Source organism: Massilia sp. X63 (genome assembly GCF_041023745.1).
Lineage (GTDB): Bacteria > Pseudomonadota > Gammaproteobacteria > Burkholderiales > Burkholderiaceae_D > Telluria.
Genome location: NZ_JBFTEF010000006.1, coordinates 1 through 20,086, shown reverse-complemented (window position 1 = coordinate 20,086; position 20,086 = coordinate 1). Strand labels below are relative to the sequence as shown.

General features: G+C 66.1%; 19 protein-coding genes. 7 read left to right on the top strand and 12 right to left on the bottom strand.

Annotation, left to right across the window (positions count from 1 at the left end):
- Positions 1–63: 63 nt before the first annotated feature.
- The 11 genes from flgL to flgB form a co-directional block, all read right to left on the bottom strand.
- Complete coding sequence (gene flgL, locus AB3347_RS13500) at positions 64–1,296, bottom strand: flagellar hook-associated protein FlgL (protein WP_369092327.1); 1,233 nt, start codon at positions 1,294–1,296, stop codon at positions 64–66.
- A gap of 45 nt (positions 1,297–1,341) precedes the next feature.
- Complete coding sequence (gene flgK / locus AB3347_RS13495; protein ID WP_369092326.1) at positions 1,342–3,306, bottom strand: flagellar hook-associated protein FlgK; 1,965 nt, start codon at positions 3,304–3,306, stop codon at positions 1,342–1,344.
- Positions 3,307–3,366: 60 nt separating this feature from the next.
- Positions 3,367–4,338 carry a flagellar assembly peptidoglycan hydrolase FlgJ gene (flgJ, locus tag AB3347_RS13490; RefSeq protein WP_369092325.1) on the bottom strand — a complete coding sequence of 324 codons (972 nt, stop codon included), beginning with the start codon at positions 4,336–4,338 and terminating at the stop codon, positions 3,367–3,369.
- A gap of 18 nt (positions 4,339–4,356) precedes the next feature.
- A complete protein-coding gene (locus tag AB3347_RS13485; protein ID WP_369092324.1) occupies positions 4,357–5,466 on the bottom strand; it encodes a flagellar basal body P-ring protein FlgI in 1,110 nt (369 codons plus the stop codon).
- Positions 5,467–5,476: 10 nt separating this feature from the next.
- Positions 5,477–6,130 carry a flagellar basal body L-ring protein FlgH gene (locus AB3347_RS13480; RefSeq protein ID WP_369092323.1) on the bottom strand — a complete coding sequence of 218 codons (654 nt, stop codon included), beginning with the start codon at positions 6,128–6,130 and terminating at the stop codon, positions 5,477–5,479.
- 14 nt (positions 6,131–6,144) lie between these two features.
- Complete coding sequence (gene flgG, locus AB3347_RS13475) at positions 6,145–6,927, bottom strand: flagellar basal-body rod protein FlgG (protein ID WP_369092322.1); 783 nt, start codon at positions 6,925–6,927, stop codon at positions 6,145–6,147.
- Positions 6,928–6,991: 64 nt separating this feature from the next.
- A complete protein-coding gene (flgF, locus tag AB3347_RS13470; RefSeq protein ID WP_369092321.1) occupies positions 6,992–7,732 on the bottom strand; it encodes a flagellar basal-body rod protein FlgF in 741 nt (246 codons plus the stop codon).
- A gap of 34 nt (positions 7,733–7,766) precedes the next feature.
- On the bottom strand, positions 7,767–9,302 hold the full coding sequence (locus AB3347_RS13465) for a flagellar hook protein FlgE (RefSeq protein WP_369092320.1): 1,536 nt from the start codon (positions 9,300–9,302) through the stop codon (positions 7,767–7,769).
- Positions 9,303–9,339: 37 nt separating this feature from the next.
- Positions 9,340–10,050: a flagellar hook assembly protein FlgD gene (locus tag AB3347_RS13460; RefSeq protein ID WP_369092319.1), complete on the bottom strand. Its 711-nt coding sequence runs from the start codon at positions 10,048–10,050 to the stop codon at positions 9,340–9,342.
- 13 nt (positions 10,051–10,063) lie between these two features.
- Complete coding sequence (flgC, locus tag AB3347_RS13455; RefSeq protein ID WP_369092318.1) at positions 10,064–10,465, bottom strand: flagellar basal body rod protein FlgC; 402 nt, start codon at positions 10,463–10,465, stop codon at positions 10,064–10,066.
- Between the two features lie 13 nt (positions 10,466–10,478).
- The gene (flgB, locus tag AB3347_RS13450; RefSeq protein WP_369092317.1) at positions 10,479–10,898 is read right to left on the bottom strand and encodes a flagellar basal body rod protein FlgB; all 420 of its coding nucleotides are present in this window, start codon (positions 10,896–10,898) and stop codon (positions 10,479–10,481) included.
- Positions 10,899–11,056: 158 nt separating this feature from the next.
- Here flgB and flgA point away from each other — a divergent pair, with 158 nt between their 5' ends.
- The 4 genes from flgA to AB3347_RS13430 all read left to right on the top strand — a co-directional run bounded on the left by flgA (position 11,057) and on the right by AB3347_RS13430 (position 13,600).
- Positions 11,057–11,779: a flagellar basal body P-ring formation chaperone FlgA gene (gene flgA, locus AB3347_RS13445; protein WP_369092316.1), complete on the top strand. Its 723-nt coding sequence runs from the start codon at positions 11,057–11,059 to the stop codon at positions 11,777–11,779.
- A 135-nt stretch (positions 11,780–11,914) separates the two neighbouring features.
- Positions 11,915–12,238 carry a flagellar biosynthesis anti-sigma factor FlgM gene (flgM, locus tag AB3347_RS13440; protein WP_369092315.1) on the top strand — a complete coding sequence of 108 codons (324 nt, stop codon included), beginning with the start codon at positions 11,915–11,917 and terminating at the stop codon, positions 12,236–12,238.
- A 6-nt stretch (positions 12,239–12,244) separates the two neighbouring features.
- Entirely contained in the window at positions 12,245–12,715 is a 471-nt protein-coding gene (locus tag AB3347_RS13435; RefSeq protein ID WP_369092314.1) for a flagella synthesis protein FlgN, read from the top strand.
- A gap of 276 nt (positions 12,716–12,991) precedes the next feature.
- Positions 12,992–13,600 (top strand): PH domain-containing protein, encoded by a 609-nt coding sequence (locus AB3347_RS13430; RefSeq protein ID WP_369092313.1) that lies wholly within the window; start codon positions 12,992–12,994, stop codon positions 13,598–13,600.
- Positions 13,601–13,604: 4 nt separating this feature from the next.
- Here the strand turns inward: AB3347_RS13430 and AB3347_RS13425 are convergent, their stop codons facing one another.
- Positions 13,605–16,190 carry an EAL domain-containing protein gene (locus AB3347_RS13425; protein WP_369092312.1) on the bottom strand — a complete coding sequence of 862 codons (2,586 nt, stop codon included), beginning with the start codon at positions 16,188–16,190 and terminating at the stop codon, positions 13,605–13,607.
- Between the two features lie 278 nt (positions 16,191–16,468).
- Between AB3347_RS13425 and AB3347_RS13420 the strand changes: the two genes are divergently transcribed.
- From AB3347_RS13420 to AB3347_RS13410, 3 genes are all read left to right on the top strand, one after another.
- Positions 16,469–17,536, top strand: coding sequence for a M35 family metallo-endopeptidase (locus AB3347_RS13420; RefSeq protein ID WP_369092311.1), 1,068 nt, complete (start codon positions 16,469–16,471; stop codon positions 17,534–17,536).
- A gap of 322 nt (positions 17,537–17,858) precedes the next feature.
- The gene (locus tag AB3347_RS13415; RefSeq protein WP_369092310.1) at positions 17,859–18,980 is read left to right on the top strand and encodes a M35 family metallo-endopeptidase; all 1,122 of its coding nucleotides are present in this window, start codon (positions 17,859–17,861) and stop codon (positions 18,978–18,980) included.
- 136 nt (positions 18,981–19,116) lie between these two features.
- Positions 19,117–20,086, top strand: a 970-nt coding sequence (locus tag AB3347_RS13410) for an IS1595 family transposase (RefSeq protein WP_369092309.1), incomplete at its 3' end; no start/stop codon positions are given.

Here is a 20,086-nt window from a genome sequence, read left to right as displayed (position 1 = left end):
ACGAAGGCGACCGCGCCATGAAAAAAGCCGGCTGGCGCCGGCTTCATGGGGAGCTGAGGATTTTTACAGGTAATTGAACAGCGACAGGCCCGACATCGTCTTGAACGACATCTGCGCCGCCTGCAGCGTGGTCTGCTGTATCGAGAACTCGGAGATCGCCTTGACCATGTCCAGGTCCTGCAGGTCGCCCAGGGTGGCCGCATACTGGATGTCGAGGTCGTCGCCCGCACTGTCGAGGTAATCGAGTTCCTTCATGTGCGCGCCCACCGAGGCCTGCACGGTCAGCACGTTGTCGTGCGCCGATTTCAGGTTGTCGAGCGCGGTGTTCAGGCTGTTGGTCAGGGCCGCCTTGCCGCTCGAGCCGTCGGCCGGGGCGCGCAGCGCGGCGATCAGGTCCGTCACGGTGGCAAACACCGACTGCTTCTCGCTCGGTTTCGCCGTGAAGACGTCGCCGTCGGCCGGCACGCCTTTGATGTCGAAGCTCAGGCCGCCGAAGCTGATCGTCTTGCCCGGCTCGTAGGCGATGGCGGTCTGGCCGGGCACCGGGACCTCGGTGCCGGCGGTGGTGGTGTCGACCACGCTGTAGGTGGTCACGGCCGGGGTGCCGCTTACCGTGAAGCTCAGCTTGTAGTCGCGCCCGGCATTGGCCAGGGCGCGGTCGGTCACCGAACCGGAGGAGATGATGGCGGCGCCGGTATTGCCCGGCGCGGCCTGGGTCTGGAAGGTGCCGTTGCCGGTCCGGTTGTTCTCGAACACGGCGGTGCCGGAAGCCGACAGCGGGATCTTGCGCGAGGCCCCCACCTGCAGCTGGCGCTGGCCCTGGTCGCCCTGGTAGGCCGCGCCGTCGGGGGTGCGGGTGAAGGGCTGGGTGGTCGACATGTAGCCGGAGAACAGGAAGCCCCCTGCCCCGTCGGTGGTGTTGGCCACGCCCAGCAGGTCTTCCAGGCGCCCCTCCAGCTCGATGGCGAGGGCTTCGCGGTCCTGCGGCAGCATGCTGCCGCTGCCGGCATTGACCGTCAGTTGCTGGATGTCCTGCAGCAGGTTGCCGGCGTTCTGCAGCGCGTTTTCGACCGTCCCCAGCGTGGAGCGCGCGCTGGTGCGGTTGGTGGCGAACTGCGCGTTCATCTCCCTCGACTGGCTCACTTCGAGCGCGCGCGCCGAGGCCACCGGGTCGTCGGCCGGGGTCAGGATGCGGCGGTTGGTCGACAACTGGTTCTGGGTCCGCGCCAGGGCGCTCTGCAGCGTGTTGAGCTGCGAAGTGGCGTTGTTGTAGATCGAGAGAGTACTGATGCGCATGGGTGCCTCGTGTTCGTTTGCCTGCTACCGGTTTGCCTGTTGCGCTCAGCGCCCGATCGACAGCAGCGTGTCGAAGATGGTGCCGGCGATCTGCATGACCTTGCCCGCCGCCTGGTAGGCCTGCTGGTACTTGATCAGGTTGGTGGCTTCCTCGTCCAGGTTGACACCCGAGACGTCGGCCGCCGTGGCCTTGGCCTGGGTCAGCAGCGCCCCGGCCGCGTCGCCGTTGACCTGCACTTCGCGGGTCTTGTTGCCCACCGTGCTGACCAGCTGGGCGTAGGAGGACTGGATCGTGGCGCTGCCGTTGTTGAAGATGTTCTTGGTCTGCAGGTCGCCCAGCAGGCCGATGTTGCGGGTATCGCCTACGCCGCTGGCGTTGTTCTCGATGGTGAAGGTGTCGCCATTGCCCGGCACGCCGGTCATGGTCACGCTGAGGCCGCCGAAGGTGTAGGTGGAACCGGCCGCGAAGCTCACGTTGGTGGCGGGGGCCGGGTAGTTGGTCACCACGCCCGCGCTGTTCTTCACGCTGACGGCAAGACCGGCCGGGAAGCCGTTCAGCTTGCCGGTGGCGCTGTCGAAGGCGAGGGTCACCGGCAGCGCCGGGCCGCCGGTCAGGAAGTCCTTGCCGACCTTGCTTTCGCTGATCTTGGCGCTGCCGGTATTGCTGAGCGGTTCGCTGGTGACGATCGGCGCGGCGGCGGCAATGTCCGCCACATGCCCGACCAGCAGGTTGAAGTTGGCGGCGCCGCCGATGGTCGGACGCACCAGGAATTCGTCGTCCTTGGCGGCGGCGCCGGAAATGGTGAAGTCGACGCCGTCGATGGTCATCGTGGTGCCGGACGCGCTGTAGGGCGTGACCGGGATCGACTTGTTGTCCGACAGGCGGATCACGTTATAGTTGGTGCCGTCGAACTTGACCTTGTAGTCGCTGTCCATCAGCTTGCTCGGGTCGCTGACGACCGCCTGCACCGCGGTCGTGCTGGACAGCGCATTGTTGATGTTCTTGCCCACGTAGGCCGGGGCCACGCTGAAGAAATCCTTGCCCGCCACGCCGTTCTGGTCCAGGCCCAGCTTGTGCTGGGCATTGAATTCGATGGCCAGGCCGATCGCGATCTTGCCGAGCGCGCTCTGGGCCGGGTCGAGGGTCTTGCTGCGGAACTCGAGCGCGCCGCCAAGGGTGCCGCCGGACAGCGCGTTATCGGCCAGCACGGTGACCTTGCTGCCGGTGACATAGCCCACTTCCATCCGGGTCAGGTCGGTCGGCGACTTGGTGGCCGCCAGCTGGAAGGCACGCTGCCCCACCACCAGCGGCTGGCCGCTGCCGATCGAGACCGTCAGGCTGTTGTTATCGCCTGGCATGACATTGGCCTTGACGTGGGTGTTCAGCTCCATCACCAGCTGGTCACGCTTGTCGAGCAAGTCGTTCGGTGCGCGCTGCTGGGCGGCGGCGAAGGTCCCGATCTTGTCGTTCAGGTCGGCGATCTGCTGGGCGTACGAGTTGATCACCGTGACGCTGGTCTGGATGGTGCTGTTCACGCCTTCGCGGATCTCGCCCAGGCGCGTGTCCAGGGCCTGGAAGCGGGTGGCCAGGGTGTCTGCCGCGGACAGCATCGCCTCGCGCGAGGGCAGCGTGGCGCCCTTGGCGGCCACGTCCTGCACGCCCTTGAAGAAACCGTGCAGCGACGGCGACAGGCCGGCGGTCTGGTCGGCCAGCATGTTGTCGATCTGGCTGATCTGGGCGTAGTAGGAATCCAGCCCGCTCTTGCTGGCCTGGGCGTTGCGCACCTGCGAATTCAGGAATTCGTCGCTGTAGCGCTTGATCTCGGCAATCTGGGTGCCGGTACCCTGGAAGCCGACGCCGGTGTCGAGCATCGGACCGGTGGCCTGCACCACCACCTGGCGGTTGTAGCCGGCCACGCCGGCATTGGTGATGTTGTGGCCGGTCGTGGACAGGCCCGCCTGCGCTGCGAACAGGCCGCTCTTGCCAATGCTGAGGAGGTTACCGGACATTTATTCTTCCTTCTTAACGGTTCTATCTACGGCAGCTGTGTCGAAAACTTGACCTTGCCTTCAAGCCAATGAATTCTTGATAACACGGGTCAGCTTGGCCGCATACTGCGGGTCGGTGGCATAGCCGGCGCGCTGCAGGCCGTGGGCGAAGGCCGCGGCATCGCCGCCGCTGTCCAGCACTTTCTCGTAGCGCGGGTTCTTGGCCAGCATGTTGGCGTAGTCCTTGAAGGACTCGGCCGGCGTGTCGTAGGCGCGGAACTTCTCGACCTTCTGGTGCGCGCGGCCGTTGATGTATTCGGTGGTGACGGCGGTGGCGACCTTGCCCTTCCAGCCCGGGCCGGCCTTGATGCCGAACAGGTTGTTGCTGTTGCTGCCGTCGGCGTTGCGGATCATGCGCTTGCCCCAGCCGCTTTCCAGCGCCGCCTGGCCAAGCATGAACTTGGCCGGCACGCCGGTGGCGCGCTCGGCTTCGGCCGCGTGGGCGTGCAGCTTTTCCTGGAAGTCGCGCACGTGCGGCGGCTGGACCCGGCCGCTGGCGGTGGTCAGCGGCAGCACCGGCGCACCCGGCCGGGGAGCGCCGGTCTTGATGAGCGTCGCCGCATCCATGCCCGGACGCATGCTGCCGTCGGGTGGCGCCAGGCTGGATGCGGCGGCGGCGGCCCGGCCCGCCGAGCTTCCGTAAGACGCGCCGTCGGCGCCGATGGCCAGCGCCTGCGCGCCCATCTGGTTCGAGGTCAGCTGGCGGGTCAGCACGTCGGCCAGGCCCATGCCGCGCTTGGCCAGGTTCTGGCTCAGCTGCTGGTCCAGCATGCCGGTGAACATCTTGCTCTGCTGGTTGTCCATGATCCCTTCCTGCGGGGTCGCTTCGCGCATGCTCTTCATCATCATGTTGATGAACATGGCTTCGAACTGCGTCGCCGCCTCCTTCAGCGCGGCGGGCGAGCCGGCCTTGGCCGATTGCTTGAGTTCGCCCAGGCCCTTGGTGTCGAGGGCGAACTTGCTGGTCAGGTCAGTGGAGGGAGAGCCGATCATGGGGATAGGTAACGCTTATTAAATGATCTCGAGTTCCGCGCGCAGCGAGCCGGCGGCTTTCAGGGCCTGCAGGATGGCGAGCAGGTCTTGCGGGGTGGTGCCGATGGAATTCATGGCTTTCACGACTTCGGCCAGCGAAGCGCCGCCCTTGATCATGAGTACGCGGCCCGGATCCTTCTTGATGTCGACCGAGCGGTTCTGGGTGACCACGGTGGCGCCGCGCGACGCCGGGTTCGGCTGGCTCACTTCGGTATCGGCGCCCACCGTCACGGTGAGGTTGCCGTGCGAAATCGCGCAGCTTTCCAGCATCACGGCCTGGTTCATCACGACCGAACCGGTACGCGCATTCATGATGACCTTGGCCGCGTCCCTGGCGCGCGACACGTCGATGCTTTCCAGCTGGCCGATGAAGGCCACCCGCTGGTCGCTCGAGGACGGCGTGCGCACGCGGATCACCCGGCCATCCAGGGCGGTGGCGATGCCCGCGCCGAACTGGTCGTTGATGGCTTCGACCACCCGTGCGGCGGTCGAGAAATCGGTCTGGTTCAGCTCCAGGCGGATCTGGTTGTCGGCGCCGAGGCTGGAGGCCACCGCGCGCTCGACGGTGGCGCCGCCAGACACCTTGCCCACCGACAGGTGGTTGACCTGCACCTGGGCGCCGCCGGCCTGGGCGCCGACGCCGCCGACCAGCACGTTGCCCTGTGCCATCGCATACACCTGGCCGTCGGCGCCGTGCAGCGGGGTCATGAGCAGGGTGCCGCCGCGCAGGCTCTTCGCGTTGCCGATCGAGGACACCGTGATGTCGATGGTCTGGCCCGGCTGGGCAAAGGCCGGCAGCGAGGTCGTGACCATCACGGCCGCGACGTTCTTCAGCTGCAGCTGGGTGCCCGGAGGCAGGTTGACGCCCTTCTGCTGCAGCATCGCCTGGATCGACTGCACGGTGAAGGGCGTCTGGCTGGTCTGGTCGCCGGTGCCGTCCAGGCCGACGACGATGCCGTAGCCCGACAGCTGGTTCTGGCGCACGCCGGCGATGCTGGCGAGGTCCTTGATGCGCTCGGCCTGGGCCAGCGGAGCCGCGCCCAGCAGGGCGGCGGCCAGAACGACGATCGAACTCAGTTTGGTACGCATGAAAACATCCTCAGAACGGCAGCATCGACTGGAAGAAGCGCGAGAACATGTTGCTCAGCTCGGCTTTATCGACGCGGCTGTTGGTGCGGTATTCGACGCGCGCGTCGGCGATCACGGTGGACGAGACGATATTGCCCGGCTGGATGGTGTCCGGCGCCACCATGCCCGAGAAGCGGATGAATTCGATGCCCTTGTTCATGGCGACCTGCTTCTCGCCGGCCACGATCAGGTTGCCGTTCGGGAGCACTTCGGTCACGGTCACGCCGAGGGTGCCGGTGAAGTTGTTCGAGGCGCTCTGGGTGTCGGCATCGGCAAACTTGTTCGCCCCTTCCAGCGCCACGCCGGCGCCGATGCGCGCCTGCAGCGGGCCCGGCACCGAGAAGCTGGCGCTGCCCGACTTGCTGCCGGTGCTGGCGCCCGACTTGCCGGCCGAGGTGCGCTCGCTGATGTTCACCGTCAGCAGGTCGCCGATGTGGCGCGCGCGGCGGTCTTCGAACATCGGGCGGTAGCTGTTGGCGTTGTAGATCGCGCCGTCGGTGGGCAGCGCAGCCTGCACCAGCATCGGGCGGGAAGACAGCGGGCCCTGCACGATGGTGCTCGGGGTGGTCGAGCACCCGGCAAGGGCGACCAGCGCGGCCGCGGCGAAGAAGGAAGTCGGTTTCATACGCGGGGTCTTGATTACAGCTGGGCCAGCTTCTGCAGCATCTGGTCGGAGGTGGTGATCGCCTTGCTGTTGATCTCGTAGGCGCGCTGGGTCTGGATCATGTTGACCATTTCCTCGACCACGTTCACGTTCGAGGATTCGACATAACCTTGCATCAGTACGCCTGAACCATTGGTGCCCGGCACGTTCAGGTTGGGATTGCCCGAGGCGCCGGTCTCGACGTACAGGTTCTCGCCGCGCGATTCGAGGCCGGCCGGGTTGATGAAGGTGGCCAGCTGCAGCGAGCCGACCTGGGTCGGGGCCACCGCGCCCGGCAGTTTCACCGACACGGTGCCGTCGCGGCCGACGGTGATCGACTCGGCGTTCGCCGGGATGGTAATGGCAGGCTGGACCACGAAGCCGCTGGACGTGACCAGCTGGCCGTTCTGGTCGGTCTGGAAGGAGCCGTCGCGGGTATAGGCCTGGGTGCCGTCCGGCAGCAGCACCGGGAAGAAGCCCGAGCCGTTGACCATCACATCCTTCGAGTTGCCGGTCAGCTGGGGATTACCCTGGGTGAAGATGCGCTCGGTGGCGACGGTGCGCACGCCGGTGCCGATCTGCAGGCCCGAAGGCAGGTTGTTCTGCTGCGAGGACTGGGCGCCGGGCTGGCGCACGTTCTGGTACAGCAGGTCCTCGAACACCGCACGCGAGCGCTTGAAGCCGCTGGTGCTGACGTTGGCGAGGTTGTTCGAGATGACGTCGAGGTTGGTCTGCTGCGCTTCGAGGCCGGTCTTGGCGATAAACAGCGAACGGATCATGGGTTTCTCCTATTGGCGACGGACGAAGTCCGCCACGTACAGGAGAATTATGCTGGAGCAACTATCAATTCAAAGCGAGGATCTGGGTGGCTTTCGCCGCGTTATTCTCGGCGTTCTTCATCAGGCTCATTTGCGTCTCGAAAGAACGCGCCAGGCTGATCATGCTCACCATCGAGTCGACCGCGCTGACATTGCTGCCCTCGAGCGCGCCGCCGGCCACGCGTACCGCCGCATCCGGCTGGGCGCTGCCGCCGTCCTTCAGGCGGAACAGGCCGTCGTCGCCGCGCACCAGGCTGGCCGCCGGCGGGTTGACCAGTTTCAGGCGTCCCAGGATGTTGGCGGCCGCCGGCTGGTCGGTGGTGGAGATGGTCGAGATGGTGCCGTCGCCGCCCACCGTCACGGTGACGTCCGGCGGGATCGTGATCGGGCCGCCTTCGCCCGCGATGGTCGCGCCGCCGGCGGTGGTGAGCAGGCCGTTCTGGCTGGTCTGCAGGGAACCGTTGCGGGTATAGGCTTCGGTTCCGTCCGGCATCTGCACCGCCAGCCAGCCCTCGCCCTTCACGGCGACGTCGAGATCGCGCCCGGTCACCTGCAGCGCGCCCGGCGTGAAGTCGGCCGCCGCGGTCGAGTTGACCACGAAGGCGCGGGTCGGCAGGCCTTCGCTCTGCACCGGCACGGCGCGGAACACGTCCAGCTGGGCACGGAAGCCCGTGGTGTTCACGTTGGCCAGGTTGTTCGAGGTGGTGGCCTGCTGTTCCAGGATGTGCTTGGCGCCGCTGGCGGCGGTGTAGATGAGGCGGTCCATGTTTTCTCCGTGTCGCGATCAGCTCAGCCTGGCATCAGCGCAGGTTCACCAGCGTCTGCAGCACCGAATCCTGCGTCTTGATGGTCTGCGCGTTCGCCTGGTACACGCGCTGCGCGGTGATCATGTTGACCAGTTCCGCAGTCAGGTCGACGTTCGAGCTCTCCACCGCCGACTGCTGCAGCACGCCGAAGCTGCCCGAGTTCGGGGTGCCGAGCAGCGGCACGCCCGAGCTGGCCGATTCGGCCCAGGCATTGTTGCCCAGCGGCTCGAGGCCGTTCGGATTGGTGAAGTTGGCCAGGATCACCTGGCCCAGCGGCTTGGTCTGGCCGTTGCTGTACTGGCCCAGGATGGTGCCGTCCTGGCCGGTGGTGAAGCGCTGCAGGTTGCCGGCCGCGTAGCCATCCTGGACCAGACGCTTCTCGCTGGTGGCGGTGCCGTACTGGGTGCTGCCGTCGTAGTCGATGGTGATCGGCAGGGTCAGCTCGGAACCGGTCGACGGATACACCGGCAGGCCGACGGAAAGCTTGCCGGCGTCGGTCGACGACACCTTGTTCAGGCCGCCGTTCGCATCGAACACCAGCTTGCCGACCGGGACGGCCGGGACCTTGATCACCTTGGCCATGGCGGCATCGATCTCCTCCGGCGTAGCGCCCGGCACTGCGGCCGCATTGGTGGCGGCAGTGCCGATCTCGGTCTGGTTGGCGGCAGTGGCGCCCGCGGTGCCGGCGGCGGCCACCACCATGGCCGACGCGGCGGTGGCGTAGGCGCCGAGGGCGGCGGCGATGGTTGCCGGCACCTGCGGCACGGCCTTGGTGGCGGCTTCCCAGTCGGCGCGGGCGCTGTTCACGGCCGTGAAGGCGGCGCCGGTGCCGGTGGCGGCGGCCGCCACCTTCAGGTTGGTCACTTCGGTGCCGTCATTGGCGGCGTACACGTCCCAGGCGCCCGGGCCGCTCTTGACGTAGAAGGTCGAGAGCACATGCGGGTTGCCCAGCGTGTCGTACACGCTCATCGGGGTCTGCTTGTTGTAGGTGGTCGGGTCGTCGGCGCTGAACGGCGTATTGGTCGGGTTCGCGCTGCGCGAGTCGAGGTTCAGCTCCATGCGCACCTTTTCGGTCTTCACCGGCGCCAGGTCGGCGGTATCGATCCGCAGCGGGGTCGGGGCACCGGCCACCAACTGGCCGCTCGGACTCAAGCCGTAGCCGGTCAGCTTGGCGCCCTGCGCATTGATCAGGAAGCCGTTCTTGTCCAGCGAGAACTGGCCGTTGCGGCTGTACTGCACCATGCCCGAGGCTTCGGTACGGAAGAAACCGGCGCCGTTGATGGCGATGTCGAGCGGATTGTTCGAGGCCTCCACGTTACCCTGGGTGAACTGCTGGGCGATGTTCGCCACCTTCACGCCGATACCGGCCGAGATGCCGCCGGCGCCGTTCAGCGAGCTGGCATAGACGTCGGCGAACTGGGTGGTCGAGCCCTTGAAGCCGACCGTGCTGGCGTTGGCGATGTTGTTGCCGATGACGTCGAGGGATTTGGCTGCGCCGTTCAAGCCGCTCAGGCCTTGTTGGAAAGACATGGTGTACTCCTGATGTAAATGGGGTAAGCGGCTCGGCTTACAGGACTTGTTTGATGTCGGCCATGGTGACGACACCCTTGCCCGGCAGGTTCAGCTTGATACCGTCCTTGGCGTTGGTGGTGACGCTCGCGACGCTGTCGAAGGACAGGGTCTTCGCATCGGTCAGCGCTTCGCCGCCGCGCAGGGCGACCACCTTGTAGGTATATGCGCCGTTGGGCAGGGTCACCGGCTTGCCGTCGGCATCGAGCTTGGTGGGGTCGGCCACGCCGTCCCAGGCGATCGGCACCACGCCGGCATCCTGGGCGCCGAGCTCGATGGTGGCGACTTCCTTGCCGGTGGTGGCGCTGGTGATCACCACCTGCACCTTGTCGGCCGCGCTCGCCAGCTCGACGCCGAGGATGGCCTGGCCTTCCAGCAGGGCGAGCTTGTTGCCCTCGACCAGCACGCCGTGGCCGATCAGGTTGGTGGCCTGCATCGCCTCGGCCGACTGGTAGCTGCTCTTCAGCGATTCGAGGGTGGCGTTGAGCTTGTTGACGCCGGTGACGGTCGAGAGCTGGGCCAGCTGGCTGGTGACCTGGGCGTTGTCGAGCGGGTTCAGCGGATCCTGGTTCTTCAGCTGCGTCACCAGCAGGGTCATGAACTTGTCGGTGTCGGCCTGGACGCTGTCGACCTCGGCCTTCCTGGCGTTCATGGTCGACATCAGGTCGCTGACGTTGCTGGCGGCGCCGGTGTTGGTTACGGTGGTCATGGTGGCCTATCGTTTATTGACCGAGGGTCAGGGTCTTGAGCAGCATGGTCTTGGCCGCGTTCATGGTCTCGACGTTGGTCTGGTAGGAGCGCGAGGCCGACAGCATGTTGACCATCTCGTCCACCACGTTCACGTTCGGCATTGCCACATAGCCCTTCTCGTCGGCCATCGGGTGCTTGGGATCGTAGACCTGCTTGAGCGGCGACGGGTCCTCGACCACCTCGCGCACGCGCACCCCGGTGGCGCCGGACTGCTGGGGCACGGCTTCGAACACGACCGCCTTGGCGCGGTAGGCTTCGCCCGCGGGGCTGGTGGCGCTGTCGGCATTGGCCAGGTTGGAGGCCACGGTGTTCAGGCGCTGGGCCTGGGCGCTCATGGCCGAACCGGAAACGTTGAAGATATTGAAGAGCGACATATCGGGTTAATCCTTATTGTCCCTGGATGGCCGCCAGCAGGCCCTTGATCTGGTGGTTGATCATCGTGATGCCCGCCTCGTAGCGCAGCGCGTTGTCGGCGAACTGGTTGCGTTCCACGTCCATGTCCACGGTATTGCCGTCGACGTTGCCCTGGACCTCGCCGCGGTACATCACGGGGGTGCCGTTGGACAGCATGTCGCCGGTTGGCTTGCCGCGGCCGATATGGTTCTGGGCAGTGGTGGCCAGCGGACCGCCGGCGGCGCCCTTGCCGGCCAGCGCGCTCTGCAGCGCACTGGTGAAATCGATGTCCCGCGCCTTGTAGTTGGGCGTGTCGGCGTTGGCGATGTTCGACGCCAGCAGTTCCTGGCGCTGGGCGCGCAGGGACAGGGCTGTTTCGTTGAAACTCAGGTACTGGTCGATCTTGCCGATCATGCCGCCTCCGGGTTGAGACTTGTTGGGACAGCACCGATGATACGGATAGGCAACACTTCCCAATCGATCGATAAGGACCGCCAAACCCCGGCTATTCAAAGTTTCGCTAAGGAATCATGCTGCCTAAAATGGCAGCATTGACTCTCTCCATCCGTCCCATGAAACGCATCTTCGCTCACCTGCTGCGTCACCTGCTGCTGATCGGCACTGCGCTGGCCGCGCCCCTCGCGAGCGCGCAGCAAGCCATCAACGCGCAGCGCCAGAACCTGCCGGCCCTGCGCACGGTCGTCGAGCAGTATCTGCAGACCCAGACCGCCGGCCTGCCGGGCCAGGTGACGATCAAGGTGGGCCAGGTCGATCCGCGCACCAGCCTGGCTAGCTGCCCGGCCCCGGAAGCCTTCCAGCAACCGGGCGCGCGGGCGTGGGGAAAAACAACGGTCGGGGTGCGCTGCACCGCGCCCGCGCCCTGGACCGTGTATATTCAGGCCACCGTGAACGTGATGGCAGACTATGTCGCGGCCGCCGTGCCGCTGGCCCAGGGCCAGCCGGTCGACGCCGGACAGCTCGTCATGATGAAGGGCGATATCGCCGCTATGCCGAACGGCATCATCACCGACGTGGCCCAGGCCATCGGCCGTACCCCGACCGCTTCCCTGCCCGCCGGCACGCCGCTGCGCCTCGACACCCTGAAGTCGCGCCCGGTGATCCAGCAGGGCCAGGCGGTGCGCCTGGTCTCGAAGGGAACGAATTTTTCGGTGTCCAGCGAAGCGCGGGCGATCAACAACGCCTCCGAAGGCCAGGTGGCGCAGGCGCGCACGCAGTCGGGCACCGTGGTGAGCGGCACCGCCCGCGCCGGCGGCATCATCGAAGTGGCGATCTGACGCCCGCCTTATCGCATTCGCATAGTTTCATTCGACGCACTTTCTGCATGATGGACGGCCTAAAGTTTGCAAGATTAATGCCGTTACACGATGCAGATCCCGGAGTTTCTGCTCCGAACAGAGAAGGATGATGCTGTGAAAATCAACGATACCCTCAAGAGCAACCCAGGCCTTCAGCCGACCAACACCAACGGCAGCGCGAACGCACGCGGCGCCGACCGGGCGGCGACCACTGCAACGACCAGCGCCACGCCGGCAGCGACCGACAGCGTGCGCCTGTCCTCGGCCGGCCAGGCCATGGCCAGCGCCGTGGGCGCCAACAACCAGGTGTTCGACACCAAGAAAGTCGAGCGCATCAAGATGGCCATCGCCGATGGCCAGTTCCAGGTCAACTCCGAGAAAGTCGCCGACGGCCTGCTCGATACCGTGCGCGACTTGCTCCATTCCCGCAAGCGATAAACCTTCATGCCCACCAGCCCGATCTCTACCGTCCCGCAAGAACAGCAACACGTCAGCGACCTCATCGCGCTGATGAAACAGGAACAGCAGCTCCTCGTAGCAGCTGACGCCGACGGGCTGGCGACGCTCACTCCCCAAAAGGATGCACTGCTGCAGGCGCTTGCGGAACTGACGGCACAGCGCCACGCGGCCCTCCTCGCCGCCGGCTGCGAAGCATCGGAAGCGGGCATGGAGCCCTGGCTGGCCGTGGGCGGCAGCGCCGACGCGCGGGCCCAATGGGAGCAGCTGCTCCAGCTGGCCCGCGAAGCCAAGGAACTCAACCGCGTCAACGGCATGCTGATCAACAAGCAGCTGGCCTACAACCAGGGCGTGCTCAACGCCCTGCGCATGCCGGCCAGCGCCGACGCCGGCGGCGTCTACGGCGCCAGCGGCCAGGCGCTCGCCAGCGGGCCCTCGAAGCGCTACGTGGTCGGCTGACGACGCCCCCATCCCAACGCAAACGGCCGCCCCGGTTCACCGGGGCGGCCGTTGTCGTTCCTGCCTGCTGCCGTCAGTCCGGCTTGCCGAAGGCGCGCATGTCGGTCTTGCGCAACAAGGCGACGTTGGCACGGCGAAAAACCCCACCGGTGGTGGAATCTCGTCGCTGCGTCCATGCCTGCGCCGGAATAGAACAAGCTCAGCCTGTGATTCTTGGAAATATTTATCAGAATAAAATAGTGCTAAGGTAGGCAACTTTCATTACAGGGGATGGGCATGTTCAAGAAACTGGCGGCGGAAGCACTGGGTATCAGCGATATCGGCGTCATCGTCGGGCCTGCGGACTACGGCAAAGTCGACGCGGACGACTACCTGTTCAGCGAAGACGGCGAGCAGATCTTCTTTCTCATCAAGAGCAAGAAGGACGAGTACTGCTTCACCAACCTGGCGCTGATCCATGTGGACGGCGACTCGGCGGTGTCGTCGAAGCGCTCGATCAAGCGCTACGACTACGCCTCGCATGAAATCAGCAAGGTCAGCATCGAAACCGCCGGCACGCTGGACCTGGATATCGAGCTCAAGTTCAGCCTGGACAACACGGTGTTCTCGATCGACATCAAGAAGACCTATATCGAACAGCTCAAGGACATCTACAAGGCCTTGATCACCATCGGCAAGCAGCAGAAGCGCGATGCGGCCTCGCGCGACAATGCCCTGCGCGCGCTGGAGGCCACGGCCTCGGTGCACAAGCTGAACATCGCCCCGGGCGAAGGCGGCCTGGTCAAGCAGTACGGCGACCTGCTGGCGGCCCTGAATACCGCCATGTTCGACACCCACACCAAGCGCGATTTCAGCGACGTGTTCGCCAGGTACATCCACAACTGAAGGGCTACACGACGGGCTCGGCGTCCACCTTGCGCAGCAGCGCTTCGATCCCCTGCGGCGCCACCGGGCGGCTGAAGCAATAGCCCTGCATCTGGTCGCAGCCGTGCTGCTGCAGGAAGGCCAGCTGCTCGCTGGTCTCGACGCCTTCCGCGATCACGTTCAGCTTCATCGAGTGCGCCAGCGCGATCACGGCGTTGACGATGGCGGCATCGTCGGCGTCCTGGGTCAGGTCCATCACGAAGGAGCGGTCGATCTTGAGGCTGTGGATCGGGAAGCGCTTCAGGCTGGCCAGGCTGGAGTAGCCGGTGCCGAAGTCGTCGATCGCCAGCTGCACGCCCATCGCGGCCAGCCGGCCCATGGTGTCGGCGGCGGCGGCCGGGTTTTCCATCAGCACGCTCTCGGTGATCTCGAGCGTCAGGCTGGCCGGGTCGCAGCCGGTTTCCTCCAGCAGCGCGCTCACGCGCTGGGCCACGTCCTGGCCCAGGAACTGGCGCGCCGACAGGTTCACGCTGATGCGCATCGGGCTCAGGCCGGCGTCGCGCCAGGCCACCTGCTGGCGCATGGCGGTGGCCAGCACCCAGTCGCCGATCGGCACGATCAGGCCGGTCTCCTCGGCCAGGGGGATGAACTCCGCGGGCGAGACCATGGGCCGGTCCAGCGGCTGCCAGCGCAGCAGCGCCTCCACCCCGGAGACGGTCCCGCTGCCGATGTCCACCACCGGCTGGTAGACCAGCAGGAACTCGTCGCGCTGCAGGGCGCGCTGCAGTGCGCCTTCCATGCGCAGGTGCAGGGCCGCGTGCTCGCCCATCTCGGCCGTGTAGAACGAATAATGGTTGCCGCCCTGCCCCTTGGAGCCGTACATGGCGCTGTCGGCGTTCTTCAGAAGGGTGGCGCTGTCCTCGCCGTCGCGCGGATACATCGCGATGCCGATGCTCCCGGACGGGAACACTTCGTGGCCGCACAGAAGCATGGGCTGGAACAGGTTGTCGAGCAGCTTGCGCGCCACCTTGGCCGCGTCGTCCTGGCTCGCCAGGTCGGGCAGCACCACCACGAATTCGTCGCCGCCCTGGCGCGCCACGGTGTCGCTCTCGCGCAGGCTGCCGGACAGGCGGCGCGCGATCTCGACGATCAGGGCGTCGCCGGCATCGTGGCCGAGGCTGTCGTTGACGTGCTTGAAGCGGTCCAGGTCGATGAACATCACCGCCACCTGGCGCCCGCCCCGGTGCGCGTGCATGATGGCCTGGCCCAGGCGGTCCTGCATCAGGACCCGGTTCGGCAGGCCGGTCAGGGCGTCGTGATTGGCCATGCGCAGCAGGGCTTCCTCGGCCTGCTTCTGGCGCTGGATGTCCTTGATGACGCAGATGAAGCGCTGGTTGCCGTTCACGTCGCGCATGCTCGAAACGTTGACGCTGACCCAGACCCGGGTGCCGTCGCGCCGTATCAGGCGCTTTTCGCGCTGGTAGTCGCTGATCTGGCCGGCCTTCAGGCGCGCGATCAGGGCCAGCTCCTCCGGCAGGTCGTCGCCGCAGGTGAGCTGCTGGAAGAAGCGCTGCAGCAGCTCGATCTCGGAATAGCCGAGGATCTGCGACATCTTGCTGTTGGTGCGCAGCACGCGGCCGTCGGCGCCCAGCAGCGCGATGCCGACCGCGGCCTGGTTGAAGGTGAGCCGGAAGAACTCCTCGCTCTCCTGCAGGCGCATGCGCGCCTTGCGGCGGAAGGTGATGTCCTGGCCGATCAGCAGCAGCATGTGGCTGCCGTCCTTGCGGGTGCGGCGGATGTTGAAGTCGACGTAGCGCAGGCCGCCGGCGCTCCCTTCGAGCGTGACCAGCACGTTGTCGTGCGGCGCCCCGGAAGCCAGCGCCTCGGCGGCGCGGTTGGCCAATTCGGTGCTCGGTATCAGGTCTTCCAGCGCCAGATCCTGCTCGAGCAGCAGGCCGTCGGGCACGCCCAGCAACTGGGCCATCATGCGGTTCATCGATCGGGCGCGCAGCCCGGCATCGACCACCACCAGGCCGGCCGGCATGCCGTCGATGACCTGCTCCAGGTAGTTCTGGTTCTGCAGGCTGCTGCGCTGGCTGGCGTGGGTGTAGGTGTCGAGCGCCAGCCCCATGTCGAAGCACACGATCTTGAGCACCGCTTCCATGGCGGCGCCGAAGCGTTCCGGCTGCCCGCGCAGGCGGCGCCACAACAGGCCGCCCAGTTCGGACAGGTACTTGCGATAGGCGCCGATGTACCACTTCGGATCGAGCCCGATGCGCTGGTGGGTGGCGCCCACGCGCAGGCGCTCGCGGATGTAGTCCTCGTCGTATTCGCCCGCCGTCAGGCTGCCGAAATACCCGGCCTGCACATGCCGCAGGCGTCCGTCGGCGCCGTCGCCCAGCATCGCGCGCAACTTCGGGAAGGACATCAGGTGCTCGTAGAAGCGGTCCGAGAAGGCGTCGCGCTGGGACGCGAGCAGCTCGTGCACGTCGAGCAGGGCCGCGAGGTCGGATTCGCCCAGTTCCAGGAAGGCCTTGCGCGCCTCTACCTCTTCGCGGTCGAGTCCGATCTCGCGGGCGAGGTCGTCGACATGGTCCGGGTAAGCTTTCACGACAGGGCTCCCCTGCGTCCGGGACGGGATCGGTGCTGGATGATCATGGAAGGCGGCAGGAAAGAAGGAAAGTTTACGCTCGGAATAAGTGATTGCATGATAGCAATCGCTTTGTCGTGAATCGAGCAAATATTCACCAATACTCACATCTGTTGCGGATTAGCCATACTGCACATGTGGTTTTGTTGCCCACAGTAAATAGACGCTTGGGATTGCTCAAGGACTTCGCAGCGCCGGCAGCGCACAGTAGGCTGGTCGTCATCTCCGAGGAGCTTGCCATGCACCGCCATGCCTTTCGTTCTGCCCTGTCCGCCCTGTTGGCCTTGACCGCCCTGCCCGCGCCGGCGCAGGACGTCAGCGTGACGATCGCACCGGTGCGCGACAAGTTCGCCCGCAGCGACGAGGTGCTGGTCCGCGTCACCCTGCTCAACACCAGCGCCACGCCGCAGTTCCTGCTCAAGTGGCATACCCCGGTCGGCGGCGTCGAAGCGCCGCTGTTCGAGGTGCAGCGCGACGGCCAGAAGGTCGCTTACCTCGGCATCAAGGCCAAGCGGCCGGCGCCCGACCCGGGCGACTACCTGCGGCTCGAACCGGGCGCCTCGGTCAGCAGCACGGTCGAGCTGTCTGCGCTCTACGAGATGAGCGTGACCGGCGCCTACCAGCTGCGCTACCGCACCGCGGCGTCCGGGCTGTTCGCCACGGCCGGGATGCGGCCCATGCCCGGCGCGCTGGCCTCGAACCAGGCCAGCATCTGGATCGACGGCCGCCTGCCGCGCGGCGCCAGGCCGCCGGCCAAGCAGGCGGCCAGCGCCGGCGAGCTGGAATTCAGTAAATGCTCGAACGCACAGCAGGAACAGCTGGCAGCGGCGGTGGACGCCGGCCGCACGATGGCGGTCGATGCCCAGGCCTACCTGGCAGCCGGCGCCGGCGGCGCCCACTCGGTTGCTCAATACGGCGCACGCTACGGGACCTGGTTCGGCGCCCTGGACGCCGGGCGCTCCGCCACCGTGAACGCCAATTTCACGGCCATCCGCGAAGCCTTCGAGACCAAGCCCCTGAAGATCGACTGCGGCTGCAACGCGGACTATTTCGCCTACGTGTACCCGGCCCAGCCCTACACGATCTATGTCTGCAAGGCCTTCTGGACCGCGCCGCCGACCGGTACCGACTCGCGCGGCGGCACCCTGGTGCACGAGCTGAGCCATTTCGACGTGGTGGCCGCCACCGACGACCACGTGTACGGCCAGCAGGGCGCGGCCGAGCTGGCGCGCACCGATCCCGCGCGTGCGGTCCGCAACGCCGATTCGCATGAATATTTTGGTGAGAATTCGCCGCCGCAGCAGTAGGCGGCAGCGCATACGGAAATGCGGATGCCCCGGCGCACAGGCCCGCGTGGGCATCCCCGAAGCACGCATTCCCGAGGCCTTCGGGTTCCTGCTGAAAGCAAGGCAATTCCTAGCACTTGTGTATACAAATTACCAGCGCACGATTGCCGTTTTTTGCGTTTTGTTGACACTTCACAAAATTTGTCACGTTTACATCAAATCAACTTTACACATGTCCAGGTTTCCGTAACCATGAAGTTGAGCTATCCCAATGTCGTTCGGATAACTCGATAAGGCTGAAGTAAAGCCACATAAAAATTTTTTCACACACGGAGAAATGAACATGAGCTTGAAAGGCATCTGGAAGTCGGCATTGGGCATGGCTGCACTCGCAGCGGCATGCAACGCGCAAGCGGCGCCGAAGGGCGTTGCGGTGACGGTGATCCCGGAAAAGACCGCGCTGGGGCAGAACGACGACGTGGTGGTGCGCGTCACCATCACCAATAACTCGGGCGCGCCGCAGTACATCCTGAAGGCGCGCACGCCCTTCGAGGGCGTGGAGGACGCGCTGTTCGACGTGCGGCGCGACGGCCAGCCGGTGGTCTACCTCGGCGCCCACATCAAGCGCGCCGCCCCGACCGCGGCCGACTACTTCCTGCTCAGGCCGGGCGCCTCGCACAGCGTCAAGGTCGAACTCTCGGCCCTGTACGACATGAGCGTGAGCGGCGACTACCAGATCAGCTACAAGCAGGTGTCGCCGCAGCTGTTCCTGGCGGCGCCCGCCGCCCCCGGCCGCAGCGGCGCGGCGGCCGCCTTCGACGCCGATGCGGACAACGCCACCCTGGTGTCGGCGCCGGCCTCCGTATGGATCGACGGCCGCGTGGCGCGCGGCCAGAAGTCGCAGGTGATGCTCGACATCGAAGCGATGAAGCAGGCCGCCATCCAGCCCTCGGCCGCCAGCCTGAGCTTCAACAAGTGCACCACCACCCAGCAGACCACGATCACGCAGGCGATGTCGGCAGGCCTGAACATGGCCAGCGACGGCGACGCCTACATGCAGCGCGGCGTGATCGGCACCCGCTACACCAAGTGGTTCGGCGCCAACGACAGCGCCCGCGTGGCCACCGTGAAGTCGCACTTTGCCGCCATCAAGGACGCCTTCGCCACCAAGCCGGTGACGGTCGATTGCGGCTGCAAGCAGAACTACTACGCCTACGTGTATCCGACCCAGCCGTACAAGATCTACGTCTGCAAGGCCTTCTGGAATGCGCCGATGACCGGCACCGACTCGAAGGGCGGCACCCTGGTGCACGAGATGAGCCACTTCAACGTGGTGGCCGGCACCGACGACCACGTGTACGGCCAGTCGGGCGCGGCCAGCCTGGCGATCAGCGATCCGGCCAAGGCGATCGACAACGCCGATTCGCACGAGTACTTCGGCGAGAACACCCCGGCGCTCAATTAAGGCGCCGCTAGCGAAACGGGCCGGCATGATCGCCGGCCCGTTTTTATTTGGCGCTGTCATCCTTCGCTATGGATGAGGTTTGAACTGCTGAGCTGTTTCATGGTCGAACACTGGTCTCCACCACCGGGAATCGAGCATGCGCGCGCCTCAGTTCAAGAAGTGGTTTGCCAGACTGCCGGCCCTGAACCTGCCGCAGCGCCTGCACACGCTGGCCGCGCTGCAACCGGCAGCCGGCCTGGCGCAGGTGGTGGCGCTGATCAGCCAGCTTGGCGCAGCGCAGCGGCGCTGTCCGGCTTGCGCCTGTGAACGGTACCACCGGCACGGCCAGGCCAACGGCCTGCCACGCTACCGCTGCCGCGCATGCGGGCGCACCTATAACGACCTGAGCGGCACACCGCTGGCGCGCCTGCGGCGGAGAGACAAGTGGCTGGATTATCTGGGCACGGTCCTGGCCTCGACCTCGGTGCGGGCAGCAGCTGCCCAGGTCGGCGTGCACCGCAACACGGCCTTTCGCTGGCGCCACCGCTTTCTCGAGCGCGCCAAGCATGACCGTCCGCAACTGCTCAATGGCATTGCCGAGGCCGACGAGATGTTCCTGCTGGAGTCGCAAAAAGGCGCGAAAAAGCTGGACCGCCCGGCGCGCAAGCGCGGCAGGCGCGCCGGCAGGCGCGGGATCTCGCGCGAGCTCGACTGCATCCTGGTGGCGCGCGACCGCAGCGGGCAAACCATCGATGCCGTGGTCGGCCGCGGCGCGCTGACGGCGGCGCACCTGGCGCGCCACCTGCTACCCAGGCTCGACCGGCAAGTGCTCCTGGTCAGCGACGGGCATGCCGCTTACCGGGCCTTCGCCCGCCAGCACGGCATTGCGCACCAGGCGGTCGACCTGCGCGCCGGGGTACGGGTACGCCGAAGCGCTGCAGGCGCGATCCACGTCCAGAACGTCAATGCCTACCACAGCCGCTTTCGCCAGTGGTTGAGTCGCTTTCGCGGCGTGGCCTCGCGCTACCTATCCAACTACCTGGGTTGGCGCTGGGCGCTCGACGGTAACCGGATTGCCTCTGCCGAGCAATTGCTGCGCATTGCGATCGGCCTCATCCATAGTCAAC

Coding starts and splice junctions, on each gene's coding strand:
- AB3347_RS13485 (WP_369092324.1), bottom strand. CDS start 5,466: ATGCGTACCAAACTGAGTTCGATCGTCGTTCTGGCCGCCGCCCTGCTG.
- flgA (WP_369092316.1), top strand. CDS start 11,057: ATGAAACGCATCTTCGCTCACCTGCTGCGTCACCTGCTGCTGATCGGC.
- flgJ (WP_369092325.1), bottom strand. CDS start 4,338: ATGATCGGCTCTCCCTCCACTGACCTGACCAGCAAGTTCGCCCTCGAC.
- flgC (WP_369092318.1), bottom strand. CDS start 10,465: ATGTCGCTCTTCAATATCTTCAACGTTTCCGGTTCGGCCATGAGCGCC.
- AB3347_RS13430 (WP_369092313.1), top strand. CDS start 12,992: ATGTTCAAGAAACTGGCGGCGGAAGCACTGGGTATCAGCGATATCGGC.
- AB3347_RS13460 (WP_369092319.1), bottom strand. CDS start 10,050: ATGACCACCGTAACCAACACCGGCGCCGCCAGCAACGTCAGCGACCTG.
- AB3347_RS13420 (WP_369092311.1), top strand. CDS start 16,469: ATGCACCGCCATGCCTTTCGTTCTGCCCTGTCCGCCCTGTTGGCCTTG.
- AB3347_RS13480 (WP_369092323.1), bottom strand. CDS start 6,130: ATGAAACCGACTTCCTTCTTCGCCGCGGCCGCGCTGGTCGCCCTTGCC.
- AB3347_RS13415 (WP_369092310.1), top strand. CDS start 17,859: ATGAGCTTGAAAGGCATCTGGAAGTCGGCATTGGGCATGGCTGCACTC.
- flgB (WP_369092317.1), bottom strand. CDS start 10,898: ATGATCGGCAAGATCGACCAGTACCTGAGTTTCAACGAAACAGCCCTG.
- flgG (WP_369092322.1), bottom strand. CDS start 6,927: ATGATCCGTTCGCTGTTTATCGCCAAGACCGGCCTCGAAGCGCAGCAG.
- AB3347_RS13435 (WP_369092314.1), top strand. CDS start 12,245: ATGCCCACCAGCCCGATCTCTACCGTCCCGCAAGAACAGCAACACGTC.
- flgK (WP_369092326.1), bottom strand. CDS start 3,306: ATGTCCGGTAACCTCCTCAGCATTGGCAAGAGCGGCCTGTTCGCAGCG.
- flgF (WP_369092321.1), bottom strand. CDS start 7,732: ATGGACCGCCTCATCTACACCGCCGCCAGCGGCGCCAAGCACATCCTG.
- AB3347_RS13465 (WP_369092320.1), bottom strand. CDS start 9,302: ATGTCTTTCCAACAAGGCCTGAGCGGCTTGAACGGCGCAGCCAAATCC.
- flgL (WP_369092327.1), bottom strand. CDS start 1,296: ATGCGCATCAGTACTCTCTCGATCTACAACAACGCCACTTCGCAGCTC.